Below are 19,020 nucleotides of genomic sequence, written 5' to 3'. Positions count from 1 at the left end.
AGCAGTATCACTGCGCATGCCACCGACGCGGGTACGAAGACCTTCCACACAAGCTACCAAAAGGGCTCATTACCTGCAGTTATAGTCAGCTTTCGGGGTGATTTGGTCCAGATTTCACAAACAGGTCTAGTGCGAATATTGACAACTGACATTAAGACTGAGTTGATGCGTTGCTATAGAGTCGGCGGCATCGAATCCGAGACCCCACCCAGTGAGGCGTTATGTCCGTAGAACCAGATCCGGCGACCAACCTCCCGGCAACGTCGGCGCCGACCGGAGGGTCTGAGGCGTCGCACAGCGATACCGAGCCCTGTCCCCGATGCCGGACCGCCACATGTCTCGCGCATGTCCGGATCACCGATAAACCCGATACCTGGATCGACGTCGTAGACCGCTTCTTCACGAGGTTCAGCAGCGAGCACTGGGGATGGAAGAAAACCCTACAGCTGTTGGCCCTCATCAGCGGTCTGCTCTGGATGGCGGTGATCGCGCACAATTTCCTGTCCTGGCCCTTCCGATAACCGCACCGGAGTCGATGCCCACCGGCTTCCCCGAACAACCGCCGAGCACGAGGACTCATGACAACGCCGACCTGGAACTTCACCACAATCCACCTGCGACTTTCCGAGATTGCCGAGAAGATCGGCGTAAGTACCGCGACCTGCAGTAACTGGCGCAGGCGCCATCCGGACTTTCCCACCCCTGATGAATCCGGCAGTTACGCGTCCGGCGCCGTCATTGACTGGCTCGGCAAACGGCTGATACCCGCGGCCTACCGCACTCCCGCGGAACTCGACGGCGCAACCTACGGTGACCGGTTGCAACGTGCGCTCGGCGAAGGCGTTCCCACGCGAACCTGCCGCGATGCCGGGGACGGGCAAGCGAGTCAAGCCGCGCGCCAGTTTCTTCGCACCGGGCTGCCCAGGCGTTTCCGGGATGCCGGTATAAGCGATATCGACTACCTCGATGCCGGTCTACTGCTCGTGTTCACCTGGATCTGCTCCGAACAGCATTGGCAGCGCCTCACCGACGAAATCCAGCCACACGCGAGCGCGGATCGTCCGACCGTGCTGCTGGGCGTCGTCGCGGAAGCCGTTGATGCCGCACTGCGTTTGCACGGACTGCCGGTCGGGGCCGTGGAAGTCTTCGGCAGATTGCGGAAAGCCCGGACATCCGACGTTATCGCCCTGATCGACAACGCAAGCCGAGCCGGGAAGCCCGGATTCGACAGGCTGCTCGATCAACTCCCGAAGGCTCAAACCGCCACCAGCCACGACTATCGCACGCCTGCGGAAGTCGCGAGACTCATGGCAAGGTGCGTTACGCCGCCCGGGAACTCGGTGAACACCGTCCTCGACCCCTACACACGCCTGGGCGAACTACCGTTGGCAGTTCTGGGGCGAAAAGGGGCAACGCCGGTACAGTTGCGGGCGATCGGCCGCCGAACCGATGCCGCACGCCGTGCCGGCCTGAACCTCGCCGTGCACGGCTGTGTTTCCGATATACAAGTCGAGGACAAACTGCCCTGGCAGTATCGCCTCCGCGGACCTTACGACGCCGTCGTGGTCAACCCGCCGTTCAACGAGACCTTTCTGGACAGCTCAGGCACCACTTGGCCGTTCGCAACTCCTCCACACAGCGGAAATCTCGCTTGGGTTCACACGGCGGTCAAGGTCCTCGCCGCGAAAGGAAGAGCGGCAGTCCTGCTGCCTGCGGCGGCAGGCGGCACCAACAATCGGTACGAGCGCGAGAACAGGAAGGAGATGCTCGAACAAGGCGCCGTTCACGCCGTCATCCGGCTTCCGGCGCAGATCTTCCCGGCCTCCTCGGTAGACGCCGCTATCTGGGTGCTGCGTCCCCCGTCGAAAACGCCACGCCCAGTTGTCTTCGCCGACGTTCGTTCGATGCTGCAGGCCACTCCCGGCTCTCTGCCGCGGCTGGTCGACACGGCACAGATCGCCGAACTCGTCAATACCCCAGAAAGGTTGAAGGAAGGCGTTGCGGCTGTCGTCGAACACGGCGGACGTGCGATCTCGGTTCCCATCGAGACGATCCGTGAAGCCAAGCACTCACTGGTTCCCGATGACTACCTGCAGTCGGCACCCACAGATGCTGACGCCCGCTGGCAGACGATCGGCCGGTACACCAACGCGATGGCGCGGGCGATCGAGGCGATCGACTCCTCGACCAGCGCACCCTTTCACCCGCCTATTTCTCGTACTCTGTCCAATCCACGAGCGCTGGATGTGTCACCGGTCGCGGACAAATGGTTCCGAGCGCGGCTTTCCGACCTCTGCGAAATCAAGGCCGGCCCCTCCAATACCTATGGCATCAAATACGAACCGGATTCAGTATTTCAGGTGTTGAAAGCCAAGCATATCCATTCCCGCCGACTAGAAGTCCCCGAGAACGACGACAGTCGGATATCCCCGGAGATGGCGAATCGGCTCGCCGATTTCGAGGTACACGAGAACGACATCCTCTTCGTCCGCGTGGGTCAGGTCGGCGCTGCGGCGCTCGTGACAGACATGCACCACCGGTCTTACTTCGCCACCAACGTAATCCGACTGCGGATCAAGAATCACGATGCACTGGCCCCGGAGTACCTCTTGGAATGGCTCCTATCCGACGATATTCGGCTGCGCATCCGGTCCCGGGCCGCGGTCAACTCCGTTCCGTCGATCAGCACCGGCGACCTCGGCCGCTTCGAGATCGAATATCCGCCAACCGAACAGCAGCGAGCCATCGCCACAGTGTTGCAAGAATGCGACCATCGAGCACAGGCGTACCAAGATGCAGCGACACAATGCGCGGCCTACCGAACCGCGGTGGCCGCTGGGCTTCTCTCCGGCGCAGCCAAAGTCGACCGCCGGAGTACATTCGAACAGTTATACCTGTTCGAATAGATGCGGGCTGTCGCCGGAGCGACGCGAGCATGCGCGAACGACATGAGTATGACCGATGAAGGGTTCGCGACCAGAATGAACGAACTCGACTTCAAGCCTGCGCAGAGCTGATGAAGATTTCGAAATCCCAGCTGGAGCGCTAGGACCTCGCAGCCATGAACGACTGGGCCGACGCTCTGAACACCATCAACGAGCAGGCGATGCAGGCCATCGACAGCACCCGCAACTACTTCACCGACGCCGGAACCCATTGGCAGGGAGCCGCCTACAACGCAGCGTACGAGCGCATATCCGAAGACCACGACCAATCCCGTCGCGTCTACTACGAAATCTCCGACGTGCCTGGGATCATCAAGAACGCGGCAACCGACCCGACTTCTCTTCGCGGCGTACTCCGCGGCAAGGTCGACGACGCAGTAGAAGCGGGTCTCCGCATCGACGACGACTGGACCGTGCACGGAATTGACGAGACACAGGTCAAGACCCATCAGGATGCGATCCGGGTCGCATACGATGCGCTGGTCCAAGAGGTCTCCCGGCTTCAGATCGACATCCTGCACCAGGCGGGTCTGATACGCGCGGCAGGTGACCCGCTCGGATCAGGAAACTTCATCGACGAGCAATCGACCAACAATCGGCGACAAACACTCGCCAAGCTGTTCCACGACGACCTCCTCGCTCGGTTCAACGTCCCCGTCGACCCTGATGGCATGACGACCTGGCCGAAACCACCACTCAGCTGGCCATTCGGTAGCCAGAAGATGACAGCCGAGGAAGCGCGTCTACTGGACGATCTCGGGCTCATGGGTGCTCGCGATGCCTACGGCATCTACAAGACCGCGATTCACGAGTCGGAGAACGTGTTCGACAGCGCGGGAATCACCGATGGACACTCGGACGCGTTCCGGCACGCCTACTGGAACGCGATGCTGGTCAACCGGTTCGGACCAGAGTTCGCACAGGAGTACACCAACGCCCACGAGGGAGTGAACACCAATGCGGCGTCCGCCGAAGCGATGGACCTTCACAACAATGCGGTGGGGCGCAGAATCGCCGCCGAACATCCCGACGCAAGCCCCGAAGAATTGGCCACATACGTCAAAGAAGCTGTTCTCCGTGGGGACATGGTAGTCGTCGGACCGGACGGTATGCTGACGCCGAGCGACCAGGTCGCCCTCGGTGAGACGGGCCGTGTCGAAGGGCCACCGGCGACAGGCGGCACCAAACCTCCGCCCACCGACACGGAGTTCACCTCGGGCGGGTACAACCCGGGAAGCGACGGCGAAAGTTACGGCACGTATGACAGCTAAGACGGTACTGCTCACGTTGTTCGTATGCGCTGCGCTGACGCTGACTGCGTGTTCCGATGATGAAGGGGTTGCCTTGGAAGAAGATCGGACACTGTCGACCCAACTGGCCGACCTCCGCCAGAATGGTGGGTCGGTCAGCCTCCACGAGCTGACCGGCGGCGATTGGGACTCCGTTTATGTGTCGCATCAGCCGGTCTCCCGCGACTACGTCGAGCGCCAGGTCGGGGGCAAGATCGACATGGACGAGACGTTCATGCAACAGGGAAATATCCTCGTCTTCCACGGCCGAATATCAACGAGGCCGAAATGATCCGGTGGGTTCCGCTCGACGAAGCGGATGATCGACCGCGGCGAGATCGTCGGCGCCGCGACCGTAGCTGGTGTGTATCGGGCGCTGCCGGAGGACCGCGGGTCGGTGGCCGGGCGCACGCCCGAATCGGCGGACCTTCGTTCACCGATTGGCTCGACGCCACCTGCCCCGTCAAGGGCTGACCCCGCGGCCCCGTCCGATCAGCAGCCCTTCGGAGCCCGCCAGGCGTCCTGGGCGTAGGTGGTCGAGCCGACCATGGCGCCGATCACGCCGCCGATGATCCCGAGCGGGATGGCCCCAACAATGGCGAGGGGCAGCCCTGCGATCGCGCCGCTCCCGGTCCCGAGCAGGGCGCCCAGGCCGGCCCGGAGTTCGATGGAGTCGCCGGGCGCCATGCACGCCGCGATGGGCGTCACCGCCCCGGACCCCGCGGCATCGGGTGCTTGCACCGGCGCGACCGGCGCGGGCGCCGGGGCGGGCTCGGCCGCCGCGACGCCCACTGAACCGACAATGAGTTGCGCGGCAATGACGCTGCCGAGCACGGTGCGGGTCGATTTCTTCAACATATGCGCGCAGATTCCTGATCAGTCGACGACGAGTGTGTGACCTGAGTAGTCAGATCCGCGACCATAATGTCGTATCGGCCGGTGTAATGCTCGCTTTCGGGTATCGGTCGGAGCAAGCCACAAACCGCGCTCGCCGATGATCCGGCCTTCCTCGCCTGCCCCTCCTGCGCAGGTAGACCCGCTTTCCGTCCTCCCCCATATCGTCGGCTCGAAGGAGTTGCCGTCCGACTCTCGAATCGACCGCCGCCACCGCGTAGCGTCGGGTCGAGTCTGCCAGAATGCCCTTGACCTGACCGGGGTAGAGGCTCATCCGCCAGAAATCCGGCGGTAGCGATTTATGGCAGATAGTGACCCACTATCTGCCGGAGACTGTGACTCGCCCTGGCGTGATGACGGTTCCGCGATCGGATCAGTCTTCGTCGAAAACGAGAATCGTGACGACGATCCCGCTGCCTACACCGATCACCACCGCGTCGAACACGTGCCGTGTCACGGGGTTCCACCCGCCGGCGCCGTCGGTGTTACTCCACCAGCGGCTTCCATGCCCGAGGAGGCGGACCAGCGAACCGAACACCTCAGCTGCCTTGGCCTGGTCATAGCGTCCGCGCGAGCCGTAGGCGAGCGTGGTCGAGGCAAGGCCGATCAGCCGGTGCACAGCACCGTCCACATCGATCTCGGTGAGGCGGTCAGCCAGTTCCGCAGAGGATTCCGGAACGTCTACCGGCACCTTGGGGTACCAGCGCTCGAGAACACCGAGGCCTTCGATCAGGTCGAACACCTCACGGGGCATCCGCGCCGGCTCGCCGAGATTCGCCCACGCGTGCATCTCCCCATTGCCGAGCGGTCCGTTCAAGCCGGACAGCAAAGCGCGGATGCGGTCAAGGCGATCGCCGACCGGCAGCATGTCGGAAGTCACGCCGCCCAGCTTCGCACGGCTGGTGTCACCGCGACGCCTGGTCCGCGACGAGGTGCCTACCGCCGGATTTCCGGCGGGCGCGCTCCTACCCCCTGCCCCCTCCGGTTCGGTCAGCGGTTCTACACCGGCAGAGATCCCCCCGGGGAGGAGTCATCCACGCGCGGGGCAGGTTCGGCAAGCATGGGTAGCACAGCGTAAGCCGAGGAAGGAATGGACACGCGCAAAGGCGTACTCGCGCAAATTATCACCGAGCCTGCGTCCAGGAAACCCTCGCCGATCCGCCGTCCATGTCTGCCCATCCCAGTATGGTGGGTGCTGCCGAAACGGTCGTCGAGGGCCCGATGGTTGCCACTCGACGAGGCGGTAGACATGATCGCCCGCGGAGAGACCATCTGCGCGGCTTCCATTGTCAATGTGTACTGGGCACTCACACCGATCTGGCTAGTCGTCGGGAAAGGCACGGCGCTTTCGCTTGGTGATGCCGCGTCGTTTCTTCGCGGCGATGCGACGTTCCTTCGCGCCGCGCGAGGGCTTGGTGGCGCGGCGAACGGGCGGCGGAGGGGCAGCGGCGTCGCGCAGTAACGCGGCCAGGCGTTCGCGGGCGGCTGCGCGGTTCTGCAGTTGTGCGCGGTGCTCCGAAGCGGCGATCGTGAGCACCCCGTCGACCAGGCGGGTCGCCAGGCGATCGAGCATCCGGGTACGCAGCGACTCCGGCACGGAGGGCGAGTTGGCGAGGTCGAATAACAGCTCGACCCGGCTGTCGGTGGTGTTGACGTGCTGCCCGCCCGGGCCGGACGAGCGTGAGAACCGCTCGCGTAACTCGGCGGCGGGTATCACCAGCGTCCGAGTCACGGTCAGGTCTTCTGCCATGATCCGATGCCGTCTTTCCGATTCGCGAGGCCACTATCCCGAGTGGCTGAATGGTGACTCTCTCGTTCACGATAGTGACGACCTTGGGTACGGGTAACAGGCAGCACGCGGTCGTCGCGTTCTCACCGATGTCGCCGACGCCGGACTCGCACGCCTCGCGAAGCCTCGCCTCGCGGGCCTGACCGAAGGGCGAGCGGACAGTACGGTGTCCCCCTCGAGTACTACCGGGAAGTCTCCCGGGGAGTGATGCGACGCGGCTCGGCTCGTTCGTAGTCTCGCCGTACTGCACAACGGCGAGAGGACTTTCGATGGCCATCCCCACCGAGCGGAAACCGCCGATGCAGCGGTTCCGGGTGTCGGTCACCCGAAACGAGCGCGTCCAGCCCCCGGGCGGCGATCAGCAACACGACCGTCCCGACGAGCAGAACAGAACACGCTCGAGTGCCGCTCGGCCCACCGGCCCCCAGTGCGGTTTTCCGCCCGGCAGGCCCCGATCTCCGTTCTGCCCCATGAGCATCAGGAACAAACTCTTCATGGCCGCCAGTCCGCGGGCCCGCCGGATCCCCGCCTCGTCCGCGAGCGCGTAGCTGTCGAAGAACCGTGTGGCCATGTCCGCGGGCAGCAGGACCCAGGCGGCGGCGAGGTCCCACGCCGGGTCACCGGCGAACAGGTCACCGAAGTCGACTATGCCCGAGAGTGTTCCGTCCGAGACGACGACGTTCGCGGGATGGAGGTCGCCGTGCACCCACACCGGCGGGCCCGCCCACACGCCGGCGGCGACGGCATCGTCCCAGACCGCCCGGACGTCGGCGGCGCGGTCGGCAGGGGCGACGGCTCGGCAGAAGGCTTCGAAGCCATCTGTGCAGTCCCTGGGATGGGCGCCGCGGTCGGTGGCGATCGGCGCCTCGGCGGGTGCGGGAACGTGCAGCGCCCGGAGGAAAGCTGCCAGCGTATCGGCCGCATGGGCGCCGCGGCTGATCGTGGCGTGGTCGAGCGGCTCGCCGGGAACCCACGTCATCACGGTCCAGTGCTTGGGGAAACGCTCGGACGGTTCACCGAATCGCACCGGGGTCGGCACCGGCAGCGGCAGGCGCGGGGCCAGCGCGGGTAGCCACCGCCGCTCCTTCAGCTGCAGGTCCGAGGTGGGGTCCATACGCTGCATGCGTACGGCCAACTCGTCCCCGAGACGCCACATCTGGTTGCCCCAGCCACCCGCCACCTCGCGGATGGTCAGGCCCGCGAGGTCGGGATGCTGCTCCCGCAGCAGGTCGCGGACCAGGTCTGCGGTGATCTCCAGCTCGGTGCCGGTCATACGAAGTCACTGTACCGAGGCGGCATGCAGTGTGAGTGTGGGCCGGACCGGCGGACAGGAGTTTTCACGCGGGGGCGCCGAGCGGCGGGTGCTCGAGCACGCGGGGCTTGTACTCGACCAGCTGGATGCGGCCATCGAAGGTACGGTGCTCGGTCATGTCGAGAGCGACGTCCGGATAGCCGTCGTAGATGCGTTCCTCGCCCGTCGCCCCGGTGATCACCGGGAACATCACCACCCGGAAGCGGTCGACGAGCCCGGCTCGCAGCAGGGACCGGCTCAGGCCGAGGCTGCCGATCGTGCTGAGGAGCCCCGAGCCACTCGACTTCATGGCGCGGACCGCCTCGACGGCGTCGTCGCGGACCAGCGTGGAGTTGGCCCACGTCAGCGGCTCCTCCAGGGAGGAGGAGAACACCACCTTGGACGCTTGCGTGAGTTCATCGACCGACGCCTCTTCTTCGGGCCTGAACTCCTCTTGGCCCTCCGGGACCTCGCCGGCGGCGAAGCCCGACATCAGACGGTAGGTGTTCGCTCCCATCAGGTAGGTGACCTCGGCTGCTCGCCGAGCCACGCGAGATACTCCGGGCCCTCCAGGCCCCAGAAACCGGGCCATCCTTGTCCTGATGCGTAGCCGTCGAGCGAGGTGATGAAGTCGACGAGAAGCTCAGGCATGACGGTGTCCTTTCCTAGGGTGTCACGAGCTTCGACCGGCCGGAAGTCGCAAACTCATCGGCCGCGCCGTAGTTCCGGGTGGGCAAGACCACCTCGATCCGACCACCCTCCAGTGCTGCTCGAGCGACCGCCGAATCGGCCCCACGCGCGATACAGCTCACCGCCAACAGATCGGTAACCTCGGCGAGCAGCCGAATGATCTCCTCGCGCATCAGCACTGCGGTTTCCTCAGTGATGTTCATATGCCCGGTCACCGCGACCCGCATATCCACTCCTGTGCGTTGAGCGACGGGCGTATCCAGTCACGCAGCTCGGCGACCATGACAGTGTCTTCACTCACTCTGTTCGTCTGTAAAGCTTGCCGACCCGACCCCCATCCATCGGACCGGGTTCGTGCAACGGTGACCAGCTAACCCTGACGCTCTCCAACGTAGGACGGTCCGACCAAAGTTGACCCTGGTCCTTCCTCGTGCTCCGACGAAGGTTCCGTACACCAGTTGCGTGCCCATCGCTGCTTCCGCTCCCGGTCACGGACTATCCAATCTCTGCCTTCGGTGGCCACCGCCTCCAGCACCTGCAGGGCACTGTCGAACCCCGAGGCCTGTGCGGATACCACGTCGCCCAACCCTTCGCCGTCCGTCAACCAGTTGTCGTCCACTGCTCGGGCGTTCTCCCTGACCTCCGCAATGCGCACGCCGTTGAGCAAAGTCAGCTGAAACACCCTTTCTTTGAGGCAATCGCCGAACGGACGACCGTCGGCCAGGAAGGTACGCACGCCCCTCTCCTCGACGGAAGCCGATGCCACCGCGTCGTAGGTGTACATCTGACGTTGTTCATTGCGCACCTCACCCTCAGCGAGACTCAGATGTGTCCGCGTAGTGCGTATTCCGTATTGAGTCAGCAGAAAGACATGAACCAGATACTTCTCGTACCGAGCCGGGCCGTCGGTCACCCTGCCCTTACGCGCGAAAGGGGCTCGTTCGGCCAGGACTACGTGGGTCACCAGGTCACGCTCGCGCAAATTCGCTCGCCGTAGCGCGTCGTCCTTGAGGAAGGCCTTGTCAAGGGCCAGCCAGCGGGCCATCTCCGCATCCCGCGGACGGTCGCGAAGAACTTCGATCCAGCGATGATATGAAGCCCACTCTTCGGCAAGCAATGCTTCGGCGTCCCGATCGAGCAGCGATCGTACCTGGGAGCCGGAAGCTATGCGAGCGATGCCGCGAACACCCCACCAACCACCTACGGCGAGAAAAGCCGCCACGGGTTGGCCAGCGAATACCATCCAGACCAGGCCGGTTATCCATACGACTATACCGATGGCCCGGTAGCTTGCCGCGCGATGCGGGGCGGGGGGTGTCGGCGATGGGTAGGAAAATTGTTGGCCGGCTCGCATGACATGCCACATGATCAGCCATTTCAGCTCGCCGGGGTAGATCTCCTCACCGTAGTATTGGTGTTGCAACCTACGTTTGAGGTATCCCCGGTAGCCTACGGTGACTTCTCCCCAGAGACTTCCTGGAAGCTGCTCTCTGAAGCACTGGTCAATCAGTCTGTCGAACCTCGTGGCCTGCTGATAAGGCAGCATCTGATGATTCGCCCGCAGGCTCCAGATGTGGCGCTCAGAAGCCTCCTGCTCGAGCGTAGATCTCAGCACAAACGAAGCGCCGATCGCGATAGCCACCAGCCCGACCACGGCACCGATGCTTACCCCGACGACGCCTACGCAAACAATCGCCCACGCCATCGCCGCGGAGCCGAGGATTACGTCCCGCCACTCGGTCGTGGTGGGGCGAACAGGCGGTATCTGCCACTTCATAGGCGGTCGGGGGTTGGCTTCGAAGAACATCCATGCCCGCCGGACACGGTCGCCACTCATCCGTTCCACCGCGACCTGGTACTTGCGCTCACTGGTAAGCCGCTCCTGCACAGCACCGCTGAGAATCAAGTTCAAATGCCTGTCGATTTCGTCCTGCCGAGCCGGGGCCAGCGAGCCGAACGCATCCAGCGCGACGCTGAGTTCCTGCGCTATGACCCCCTCCACGAACTCGGCGTGCGCGTAGCGCAGGAGCGAATCGATTACATCGAGTGCGTCACGCCACTCGTCCTTCCGGTGGCTCGCGGCCACCTTCATGGCTGTGCCGATCTCGTCGGATAACACTGCGGTGACCTCGGTAAACGGCCGGTCGCTGAGTATGGAAAGGACGTAGAGATAGGCACGTTCAGTGGTCCCCTGGTTATCCATGAACAGACCGTGCAATATCTCCTCGGCTCGGCGGGGATTACCGCCGTCCAGATGAGCCCTGGCAACTTCATGCAGGCGGTCGGGCGGATCGCCCAACTCTGTGGTGTAGATCGTCGCGTTGTGCAGTACGGAACCGGCGAATTGCACGCCGACCTGCTGACCCACCTGTGCGTGGTCGGTCGCGGAGACTTTGCTGTCCACCGACATCTGGGTCGGTGACTGGCCGAAACCGGCGCTCATCCCTGCCCCCAGTTGAACTGCATACCGACCTGCTTGTCGACCTTCGCATGGTCACGCGCGACCACCTTGTTGTTGATCGGCGGCAAGGTCGGACCCGGCGGTGTCGGTTTCTTTCCCGTCCGGTGGGGCCCCGGCTCGAGCGAGACGGCCAGCGCGATGGCGAAGGCGGCCGCGTTTCGCGCAGCTCTGGCCTGGCCACCGGCACGATCAGCACGCGCCTTGCTCCCATCCGCGAGGTCGCTGATACCGCGTACGACCACGGCAGGCAATTGATCGCCGAGCGCTGCCGCATGAGCGAAACCGGAGCCCTCCATTTCCACGGCGACCGCATCGTTGTAAGAGCTGTGGATCCGACGAGCCAGATCCGACCGGGTGGAGTTCAACACCACATCTCCCACCGCGATCGGGTCGAAATGCACCTTTGGCGTATCTATCCCCTCAGGCAGAAACCTGGCCCAACGGTCGTTCCTGCATTGCCGCCGGGCCAATTGGTCCAAGCGGTGCGAAAGCTCCCATGAACGGGGCCGCACCAGGAACTCGTCATCCTCACTTCGCCCACCCTGGTAAGAATGGATCTTGGTGGCTACCACTACGTCACCGATGGTCAGATAGTCCCGCCGCCCACCGGCGACACCCACGAACATCATCACAGCGGGCGCAAATTCAGCCCGGGCACGTTCGGTGAGCGTGGCCGCGGTAGTTGTGCCCGCGCCGGTGACACCAACAGCAACTCGATGCTCCGGGTGCCCAGCGATCGTGCCCACATCGAATAACGTGCCCTTCTCGTGCTCATGCACCTGCACATCGACCAGGTGTTCCAACACGGCATCCTGCTCGACACCAAGAGCAGTCAGAATCACGAACATTGTTTCTCCCCAACGTGTTCAGAGTGGAGTGCCAGTCACGGGCTCCGTGCAGCGACGGTAGCCGCCGTCAGCATTTACGTCAAGATGACGTAAACTTGCCGTCGAGGAGAGGAGACCGAGATGGCCGAGCGGAACTGGAGAATCACCGAGGCCGCTATTGCGGTAGACCTTGCGGTGCTGACCGTGCGGGATGACACTTTGCAGATCCTGCTGGTGGAGCGCGGGACACCACCGTGGCAGGGCTCCTTGGCCCTACCGGGTGGGTTCCTCAGCGATAGCCGCGAGGACCTGGATGCTGCAGCGGAACGCGAGCTGACCGAAGAAACCGGCCTGGACCTCGGCAGCGCGCATCTGGAGCAGCTTCGCACCTATGGCTCCCCGGACAGGGATCCACGTAGGCGCGTAGTGAGCATCTGCTACCTGGCTTTGGTACCCGACCTGCCAGCACCCGAAGCAGGTGGAGACGCTCGAACGGCAGCGTGGACTCCTGTCGAATCCGTACTGACTTCCCGCACCGATCTGGCTTTCGACCACGAGCAGATCGTCGCCGACGCGATCGAGCGAGCCAGAAGCAAACTGGAATATACGACCCTGGCCACCCGATTCTGCCCCCCGGAATTCACCGTAGCGGAGTTACGCAGGGTCTACGAGATCGTCTGGGGCGAGGCTCTCGACCAACGAAATTTTCACCGCAAGATTACGGGTACGGAAGGTGCGCTGATCCCCACTGGGGAGCAGACGACCCGCCACGGTGGTCGCCCTGCAGCGCTTTACCGGAGCGGGCCGGCAATATTTTTGCATCCCCCGATCCTGCGCACCGCACCCCAATCCAGCTCGAACAAAAGCCCGTCCGTGATCGGACCCGGACGCGTATCGGGTAATCGAGCAGACGACAACGTCATCGGATCACGGTGATCGCGGTTTGCCGGGAAGAAGAATTCCTACGCTGCAGCCATCCGGCAGACCGGCAGAAAATCAGGCAAACAGTAGTCGATGCCGGTCGGGGCAGATCGTATGCAGGACGAGTTCATCATTCCGCTGGGTTATGGGAACCAAGTGGACTGGCTGCAGAACGTACTCGCCGCCGGGCGGGCGGCAGTGTCGGCCGAGGGCCGAACCTGGGAGGTGACAGCGCCCGAAGTGACCGCGTCGATGTCGTCACCCGCCCGCGCCTCGGCCTCGGTACATCTGCGCAAGTGACATCACGAGCGGACTGGTAGCGGCCGGTTTGTGATCCTTCGTGGCATCATTCGCCGACCGCGACATAACGCGAGAATTCGCCGGCCTCGTCCTCGTCCTCGTCGTGCTCGGCGTACAGGAGCAGGTTTACGCCCTCCGGTTCCAAGGCTTGTTGCAGCCGGTCACGCATCTCGTCACTCAGGTAGTTGTATTGCAGATCGAGAAATTCCAGATGACCCAGTGGCTGACCGGCGAGCAGAGCGGCCGCACCATCGTCGGTCAGCACGCCCAGCGAAATACTCAAGAATTTCAGCCGACTCACCACGGGCGCCGAAGCCAGCGCGGCACAGATGTCGTCATGGATTTCGCTGTTACGTAATGCCAGATAGGTCAGGTTCGGCAGGCGGATCCCCGCGAAAATCGGCGCCAGATCGGTCACGTCGTCATACCCCGGGCCCAGCCACAGATCGAGATGATTGAGGGCGGGAAGGTCGCTCGCAGCGATACCGCGCACAGCATCCACCGGGATGCCACAGGTTTCCACAGTAAGCTCCCGCAGTCGAACGTGCCGGACGGCGGGGAAAGCCAGGTTCTCGCCGCCGCGCACCCCGAATTCCTCCAATTCGGGAAATGCCTCCAGCAGCTCGGTCACAGGCCCCTGGGTGATCCAGGACAGTTCACACTCTTCCGGCACGATGTCACCCAGAAACAGTCCGCGCAACGCGGGCAACCGGCGCCGGGCCGCCACCAGAGCATCGATCACCACGTCCGGGCCGGCCTCGCAATCCTCGCTCCAGACACCCACGATCAGTGCCCGCACCTGCGTCGGGTCGACGATGTCGAGGAACTGCGCGAAGATGTCCGCCCATGACTGCGGGTGGCAGACGCAGTAGTCCAGGTTGATGCGCCAAGCCACCGATTCCGCCGCAGGCAGCTCTTGCACATCCCCGAGTTGCGCCGCGACTTGTAGATCGTGGTAAGGGAAGTCGAAGGCGCGCAACCCACACAACTCCCAGACATGGTCGATTTCGGACATGCCCACTCATCCTTCATTCCGCGCCGGTATCGATCGGCGAGTTCTACCAAGCCGTACCGACAGAGTCCGAACCGGGCAGGGCCGGCCGAAGACCTGCACCGACCCGCGACTCAGCGCCAAGATCGTCGACCGACTCACTTTCGGCGGCCACATCATCAACACCGGAACCGATTCCTACCGCCTCGCACGCACGCCGTCGATCCGCCTACCCGCCGTCACAGCCGAGCCTGCGCGGGCGGGGCCATACATACACGGTCTGTGATCGGGGCGGGTATCACGATCGCCTCGAAACACGGCGCCACGAGATCCGCTGGGCGGCCCGAAGCCCGGGCCGATCCGAGGCCGGGTACTCGGCGCCTGGTCCCGTACCGGGTCCGAACCGGCGGACAGTGAGCGTCACGCAGGGGCGCCGAGCGGCAGGTGCTCGAGCACGCGGGGCTTGTACTCGACCAGCTGGATGCGGCCGTCGACGGTGCGGTGCTCGATCATCTCGAGGGCGACGTCCGGACAGCCGTCGTAGATGCGTTCTGCACCGGCGCGGCATCGTCAGGAACTACGCGCCGAGGACTTGCGTCCCGCGGAAGCGCTGGGCATGAAGATTCACGACGCACTCTAAGGTCGACCGGTCGACTCCCCGTCGTCCCACTCGTACGGCGGGCGATAGATTCGACGGTATGAGCGAGTTCGCGGGATTCCCGATCGCGGGGCCGGACTTCTACGAGGATCTCGAGGCCGATAACTCGAAGACGTTCTGGACTGCCAACAAGCACATCTACGAGGACGCCGTGAAACGGCCGATGACCGCGCTGAGCTCCGATCTCGAGCCGGACTTCGGCCCGGTCAAGATCTTCCGTCCTTACCGCGACGTACGGTTCTCCAGGGACAAATCACCGTACAAGACCCATCAGGGCGCCGTCGCGCACACCGCGCCGGGGGTCGGCTGGTACGTCCAGATCGGCGCACCCGGGCTGTTCGTCGCGGGTGGCCTCTACGCGGCCTCACCGGAACAGCTGTCCCGCCTGCGCGCCACCCTGGATGACGATGTGCGCGGCGCCGAGTTCGAGAAGGTCTTGGAAAAGCTCGTCCAGGCGGGCTACGTCCTCGGTGGGAGCAAGCTGAAAACCCGCCCCAGGGGCTATCCACTCGACCACCCGCGCATTGACCTGCTGCGGCACAAAACGCTCGTGGTCAGCCGGGAGTTCGGAACCCCGGGCTGGCTGAAAACACCGCGCGCCGCCACGGAGGTACGCACGTCGTGGGAGACCCTGCGGCCCATCGTGGGGTGGCTCGGGGCCGTCGTCGGCAACTGAGTCCGCAGCCGGGTTGCCCGCAGCCGGGCCGCACAGCAGTCACCCCAGTTCTCGGGCACCGGCCGACCGCCGGAACCCCGGTACGGCTCACCATGGCAGCAACGCCGTCCACCGAGCGCGCTGGATCACCGGATCAAAGACGGGCAGGGCGGCTACTGCTCCGATCAGAATGCCGCGGTCATATGGCGGAGTGCTCGTTTCGTCAGAGCGCAAGACTGGAACTCCTACTATCCGAAAGCGGTTGCGGGAAGGTCACCGACATCGCCATATCGAGAACCATCCGGCGGTATTGCGGCCCGGCTTCGGCGTCCGCGGTCGAGAACTCCACCACGGCGATCGCGGCGCCGTCCTCGGACGGCACGGTTGCCTCGATTCGGAACACCTCCGGACCAACTCCGGCTGCCGGGTAGCTCGCGACAGCCGGTGCCGCATGCGTTTCGGTCCACTCGAAGTAAAGGACCGGGACGGTCGGTGCTGCGTCATGCGCTGCGGGAAGAGAGCCACCGACCGGCCGGTTACATGCGGTATGCCGAAACCTTTCACCGAAGCCGAACGTCATGAATTCCTCGCGGGCAAGCACATTGCGGTGCTGTCGGTCGCGGCGACCGACGGACGGCCGCCCGCCTCGGTCCCGATCTGGTACGACTACGTCCCGGGCGGTGATATCAGGGTCAACACCGGCACGAACCGGCGCAAGGCCAGGCTCATCCAGGAAGCCGGTGTGGTGACCTTGGTCGTCCAGCGCGAAGAGTTGCCGTATCAGTACGTCATCGTGGAGGGCACCGTCGTCGATGCCGAGACCCCGTCGCCTCATGCGGCGCGGGAAGCCATCGCCGTCCGCTATCTCGGTCCAGAAGGCGGACGCGAGTTCGCCGATCAGATGGACGGCGCGCAGTCCGTCCTGTTCACGATTCGCCCCGACCGCTGGATCAGCCAGGACTACTCGAGCGACTTCTGACCAGTACTGGTGCCGCGGAGTCACCACCCCACGTCTCGTTCGCCCTATGGGGCGCCGATGCGGCGGCGATCGTCGGCGGCCACGAGTTGAGCATATCGCTCGGCGAGGGATCACCACTGGCACGCTCAGCAGAAAAATCAGTTGATCCCGTTGAGGCCGGTCCGCGGCTCGCCTATTCGAGTGGGAGCGAGGCCGCCGGGGGACTACGTCCCGGTCACGACAAGGGCGCGTTTCTAGACCGGTTGAAGTGGCCTGTGTAGTCCGGTGGGCAGTTCGACGATGATGTCGTCTCCGGGCAGGACTCGGCCCCCGGTCAGGACGATCGACATGATCCCGGCTCTGCGGATCACCGCCCCCTGCTCGTCGCGCCCGACAACGCGCTCGAGCACACCCTGTCGGAAGTGGTCGATCTGGACGCACGGGTTGCGCAGACCTGTCACCTCGACCACCGCTTCGGCACCGAGCCGCAGGAGCGTGCCGGTGGGCAGACCGAGCAGATCCACACCACGCGTGGTGACGTTCTCGCCGAGTTGTCCCGGCCGCACCTCGAATCCGGCCGCACGGAGGTCGTCGAACAGTTCGGAGTGGATGAGGTGGACCTGTCGCAGGTTCGGTGCGCTCGGATCACGCGCCACCCGGGACCGGTGTTTGACCGTGACGCCCTGATGGGCATCACCCTCCACGCCCTGCCCGGCGACGAGACCGATGCTCGCGACGGTGGGTTTGGTGAAGGTGTGCTCCCGACTGCGGCCGACGGCCGTCACGATTGCTCTCACTCGCCGCGAGTGTACTCGCGTCACCGGCCCGCGGCCCGGATACATTCGATACCGCCCGCGTGCATCGAGGCAGCCTCGGCCACCCGCGTCAGTAACCCGTCCGCTGCAACTCGACCACGGGGATGACCCGGTCGGTCTTGCGCTGATACTCACCGAACTGGGGCTGCACGGCGACTTGTTTGGCGTAGATCTCATCGCGTTCGGCCCGAGGCAGCACCCGAGCGGCGACCGGGAACGTCTCCGCGCCGAACTCTACGGTGGTGTCCGGGTTGGCCACCAGGTTGTGGTACCAGGCCGGGTGCTTCGGGCTGCCACCCAGGCTCGCGAAGACGAAGATCCGGTCATCCTCCACGTAGGGGACCAGCGGCGCGATGCGTTCGACGCCCGATTTCGCGCCTCTGTGATGCACGAGGATCAGCGGAAAGCCTTCGAACATACCGCCGACGGTGCCGCCTTTCTCCCGGAATTCAGTGATGACCTGGGTGTTCATCTCGATGATGTCGTCCGCGTCTGCCATGGGTCGACCATATGCGGTACCGGGTGAATTGATCGATAGCAGAATCGGCCAGAAACATATCCGTTTGTCGCACTATTATTGATCATATGGACATTCTTGCCGATGTACTCACGGTCGGCGGTGTCCGCGGGACCGCGGGAGCACGCATCGAGGCGGGCGGCACCTGGGGAATCTCCTGGGACGCGCGCCGCGACGCCGCGTTCTATGCCGTCACCTCGGGCACCGCCTGGTTGCGCCTGTCCGGCGGGGAGGCGCAACAGCTCATGCCCGGCGATGTGGTGCTGTTGCCGAGCGGGGCTGAGCACACGTTGAGCAGTGCTCCCGGCGTGCCGCCGGCCCCGTGCGGCGGGTGCGGCGGTGACGCGGCGATGGAGAACGGCAGTGTGTTGCGGCTGGGCACCGGTGCGGTGCAGACGCATATTCTCGGCGCGAGTTACGAATACGACCGCACGGTATCGACGCAGGTGATGACATCGCTGCCGCCGGTTCTGCACATCAGGGCCGACCACGGCGGCAACTGTCTCGACGACACCGTCCGGCTGCTGTCGCGGGAGTTGGCCTACCCGCAGATCGCGACCGCATTCGTACTCAACCGCTTGGTCGACATCCTGTTGGTGCAGTTGCTACGGGTCTGGTCGGCGAGAAGCCCGGACGAGGCGCGCGATTCCTGGCTCGGCGTGCTGGCCGACCCGGTGGTCGGCGACGCGCTCGCGAAACTCCATCAGGAGCCGGCCCGGGGGTGGACCATCGACTCACTCGCCGCGGAGATGACGCTCTCCCGCAGCACGCTGACGCGGCGGTTCCGCGCCGCCACCGGTGCCGCGCCGGCCGAATACCTGACGCGATGGCGGATGGATCTGGCCGCGATCCGGTTGCGGGACAGCGACGACCCACTCGAGACCATCGCCCGGTCGGTCGGATACACCTCGGTCTACGCGTTCAGTCGAGCGTTTCGACGGGAGCGCTCGCAGGCTCCCGGTCAGTTCCGTAGCGCGGCGCGAGCGACCGAACGTGTCCCGGCCCGCTCGTGATCCCGG

The 19,020-nt window shown here is 64.4% G+C and carries 20 protein-coding genes and 2 pseudogenes; 10 read left to right on the top strand and 12 right to left on the bottom strand.

What is annotated here, in order from left to right; all coding sequences use genetic code 11:
* The first annotated feature begins 578 nt into the window (after positions 1-578).
* The 3 genes from NGR01S_RS21365 (at position 579) to NGR01S_RS21355 (ending at position 4,526) form a co-directional block, all read left to right on the top strand.
* On the top strand, positions 579-2,906 hold the full coding sequence (locus NGR01S_RS21365; protein WP_063039572.1) for an N-6 DNA methylase: 2,328 nt from the start codon (positions 579-581) through the stop codon (positions 2,904-2,906).
* 155 nt (positions 2,907-3,061) lie between these two features.
* Positions 3,062-4,216, top strand: a complete 1,155-nt coding sequence (locus NGR01S_RS32010; RefSeq protein ID WP_218020808.1) for a DUF6973 domain-containing protein — start codon at positions 3,062-3,064, stop codon at positions 4,214-4,216.
* Positions 4,206-4,526 (top strand): hypothetical protein, encoded by a 321-nt coding sequence (locus NGR01S_RS21355; RefSeq protein ID WP_157107372.1) that lies wholly within the window; start codon positions 4,206-4,208, stop codon positions 4,524-4,526. The genes NGR01S_RS32010 and NGR01S_RS21355 overlap by 11 nt, the downstream gene beginning before the upstream one ends.
* Before the next feature lie 200 nt (positions 4,527-4,726).
* Here the strand turns inward: NGR01S_RS21355 and NGR01S_RS21350 are convergent, their stop codons facing one another.
* The 8 genes and pseudogenes from NGR01S_RS21350 to NGR01S_RS21315 all read right to left on the bottom strand — a co-directional run bounded on the left by NGR01S_RS21350 (position 4,727) and on the right by NGR01S_RS21315 (position 12,207).
* A complete protein-coding gene (locus tag NGR01S_RS21350; protein WP_063039567.1) occupies positions 4,727-5,092 on the bottom strand; it encodes a hypothetical protein in 366 nt (121 codons plus the stop codon).
* 409 nt (positions 5,093-5,501) lie between these two features.
* On the bottom strand, positions 5,502-6,008 hold the full coding sequence (locus NGR01S_RS21345) for a hypothetical protein (RefSeq protein WP_157107371.1): 507 nt from the start codon (positions 6,006-6,008) through the stop codon (positions 5,502-5,504).
* Positions 6,009-6,449: 441 nt separating this feature from the next.
* Positions 6,450-6,878, bottom strand: a complete 429-nt coding sequence (gene arfB / locus NGR01S_RS21340; protein WP_063039563.1) for an alternative ribosome rescue aminoacyl-tRNA hydrolase ArfB — start codon at positions 6,876-6,878, stop codon at positions 6,450-6,452.
* Between the two features lie 397 nt (positions 6,879-7,275).
* A complete protein-coding gene (locus NGR01S_RS21335; RefSeq protein ID WP_063039561.1) occupies positions 7,276-8,190 on the bottom strand; it encodes an aminoglycoside phosphotransferase family protein in 915 nt (304 codons plus the stop codon).
* Between the two features lie 64 nt (positions 8,191-8,254).
* Positions 8,255-8,859, bottom strand: a pseudogene (locus NGR01S_RS21330) (dihydrofolate reductase family protein).
* A gap of 14 nt (positions 8,860-8,873) precedes the next feature.
* A complete protein-coding gene (locus NGR01S_RS21325; RefSeq protein ID WP_157107370.1) occupies positions 8,874-9,125 on the bottom strand; it encodes a hypothetical protein in 252 nt (83 codons plus the stop codon).
* Positions 9,126-9,268: 143 nt separating this feature from the next.
* The gene (locus NGR01S_RS21320) at positions 9,269-11,302 is read right to left on the bottom strand and encodes a hypothetical protein (protein WP_157107369.1); all 2,034 of its coding nucleotides are present in this window, start codon (positions 11,300-11,302) and stop codon (positions 9,269-9,271) included.
* A 35-nt stretch (positions 11,303-11,337) separates the two neighbouring features.
* Positions 11,338-12,207 (bottom strand): 5'-methylthioadenosine/S-adenosylhomocysteine nucleosidase family protein, encoded by an 870-nt coding sequence (locus NGR01S_RS21315; protein ID WP_063039555.1) that lies wholly within the window; start codon positions 12,205-12,207, stop codon positions 11,338-11,340.
* Positions 12,208-12,327: 120 nt separating this feature from the next.
* Here NGR01S_RS21315 and NGR01S_RS30435 point away from each other — a divergent pair, with 120 nt between their 5' ends.
* Both NGR01S_RS30435 and NGR01S_RS21305 read left to right on the top strand, forming a co-directional pair.
* Positions 12,328-13,122 carry an NUDIX hydrolase gene (locus NGR01S_RS30435; RefSeq protein ID WP_084481547.1) on the top strand — a complete coding sequence of 265 codons (795 nt, stop codon included), beginning with the start codon at positions 12,328-12,330 and terminating at the stop codon, positions 13,120-13,122.
* A gap of 99 nt (positions 13,123-13,221) precedes the next feature.
* On the top strand, positions 13,222-13,407 hold the full coding sequence (locus tag NGR01S_RS21305; RefSeq protein ID WP_063039551.1) for a hypothetical protein: 186 nt from the start codon (positions 13,222-13,224) through the stop codon (positions 13,405-13,407).
* A gap of 46 nt (positions 13,408-13,453) precedes the next feature.
* Here NGR01S_RS21305 and NGR01S_RS21300 read toward each other — a convergent pair whose 3' ends face one another.
* A complete protein-coding gene (locus NGR01S_RS21300; protein WP_063039549.1) occupies positions 13,454-14,422 on the bottom strand; it encodes an STM4015 family protein in 969 nt (322 codons plus the stop codon).
* Between the two features lie 79 nt (positions 14,423-14,501).
* Between NGR01S_RS21300 and NGR01S_RS33320 the strand changes: the two are divergent.
* Both NGR01S_RS33320 and NGR01S_RS21290 read left to right on the top strand, forming a co-directional pair.
* Positions 14,502-14,684, top strand: a pseudogene (locus tag NGR01S_RS33320) (IS21-like element helper ATPase IstB); the annotation flags it as partial.
* A gap of 412 nt (positions 14,685-15,096) precedes the next feature.
* Positions 15,097-15,732 carry a DUF2461 domain-containing protein gene (locus NGR01S_RS21290; protein WP_063039545.1) on the top strand — a complete coding sequence of 212 codons (636 nt, stop codon included), beginning with the start codon at positions 15,097-15,099 and terminating at the stop codon, positions 15,730-15,732.
* A gap of 202 nt (positions 15,733-15,934) precedes the next feature.
* On the opposite strand, the gene NGR01S_RS31115 is transcribed toward NGR01S_RS21290, so the two are convergent.
* Positions 15,935-16,291, bottom strand: a complete 357-nt coding sequence (locus NGR01S_RS31115; RefSeq protein WP_157107368.1) for a hypothetical protein — start codon at positions 16,289-16,291, stop codon at positions 15,935-15,937.
* On the opposite strand from NGR01S_RS31115, the gene NGR01S_RS21280 reads away from it, so the two are divergent.
* Complete coding sequence (locus NGR01S_RS21280; protein ID WP_063039541.1) at positions 16,259-16,690, top strand: pyridoxamine 5'-phosphate oxidase family protein; 432 nt, start codon at positions 16,259-16,261, stop codon at positions 16,688-16,690. The genes NGR01S_RS31115 and NGR01S_RS21280 overlap by 33 nt on opposite strands.
* A complete protein-coding gene (locus NGR01S_RS33245; RefSeq protein ID WP_157107385.1) occupies positions 16,657-16,950 on the top strand; it encodes an AAC(3) family N-acetyltransferase in 294 nt (97 codons plus the stop codon). Before NGR01S_RS21280 ends, NGR01S_RS33245 begins: the two co-directional genes overlap by 34 nt.
* Here the strand turns inward: NGR01S_RS33245 and NGR01S_RS21275 are convergent.
* Entirely contained in the window at positions 16,924-17,466 is a 543-nt protein-coding gene (locus NGR01S_RS21275; protein ID WP_245664701.1) for an MOSC domain-containing protein, read from the bottom strand. The genes NGR01S_RS33245 and NGR01S_RS21275 overlap by 27 nt on opposite strands.
* 88 nt (positions 17,467-17,554) lie before the next feature.
* Entirely contained in the window at positions 17,555-17,983 is a 429-nt protein-coding gene (locus tag NGR01S_RS21270; protein WP_063039537.1) for a nitroreductase family deazaflavin-dependent oxidoreductase, read from the bottom strand.
* 86 nt (positions 17,984-18,069) lie between these two features.
* Here NGR01S_RS21270 and NGR01S_RS21265 point away from each other — a divergent pair, with 86 nt between their 5' ends.
* Complete coding sequence (locus NGR01S_RS21265; RefSeq protein ID WP_063039535.1) at positions 18,070-19,014, top strand: AraC family transcriptional regulator; 945 nt, start codon at positions 18,070-18,072, stop codon at positions 19,012-19,014.
* Positions 19,015-19,020: the final 6 nt, after the last annotated feature.

The sequence above is a fragment of the Nocardia grenadensis NBRC 108939 genome (assembly GCF_001613445.1).
GTDB lineage: Bacteria > Actinomycetota > Actinomycetes > Mycobacteriales > Mycobacteriaceae > Nocardia > Nocardia grenadensis.
Note: the sequence above shows the minus strand (reverse complement) of the source record. Positions and strands in the feature narration are given on the sequence as shown.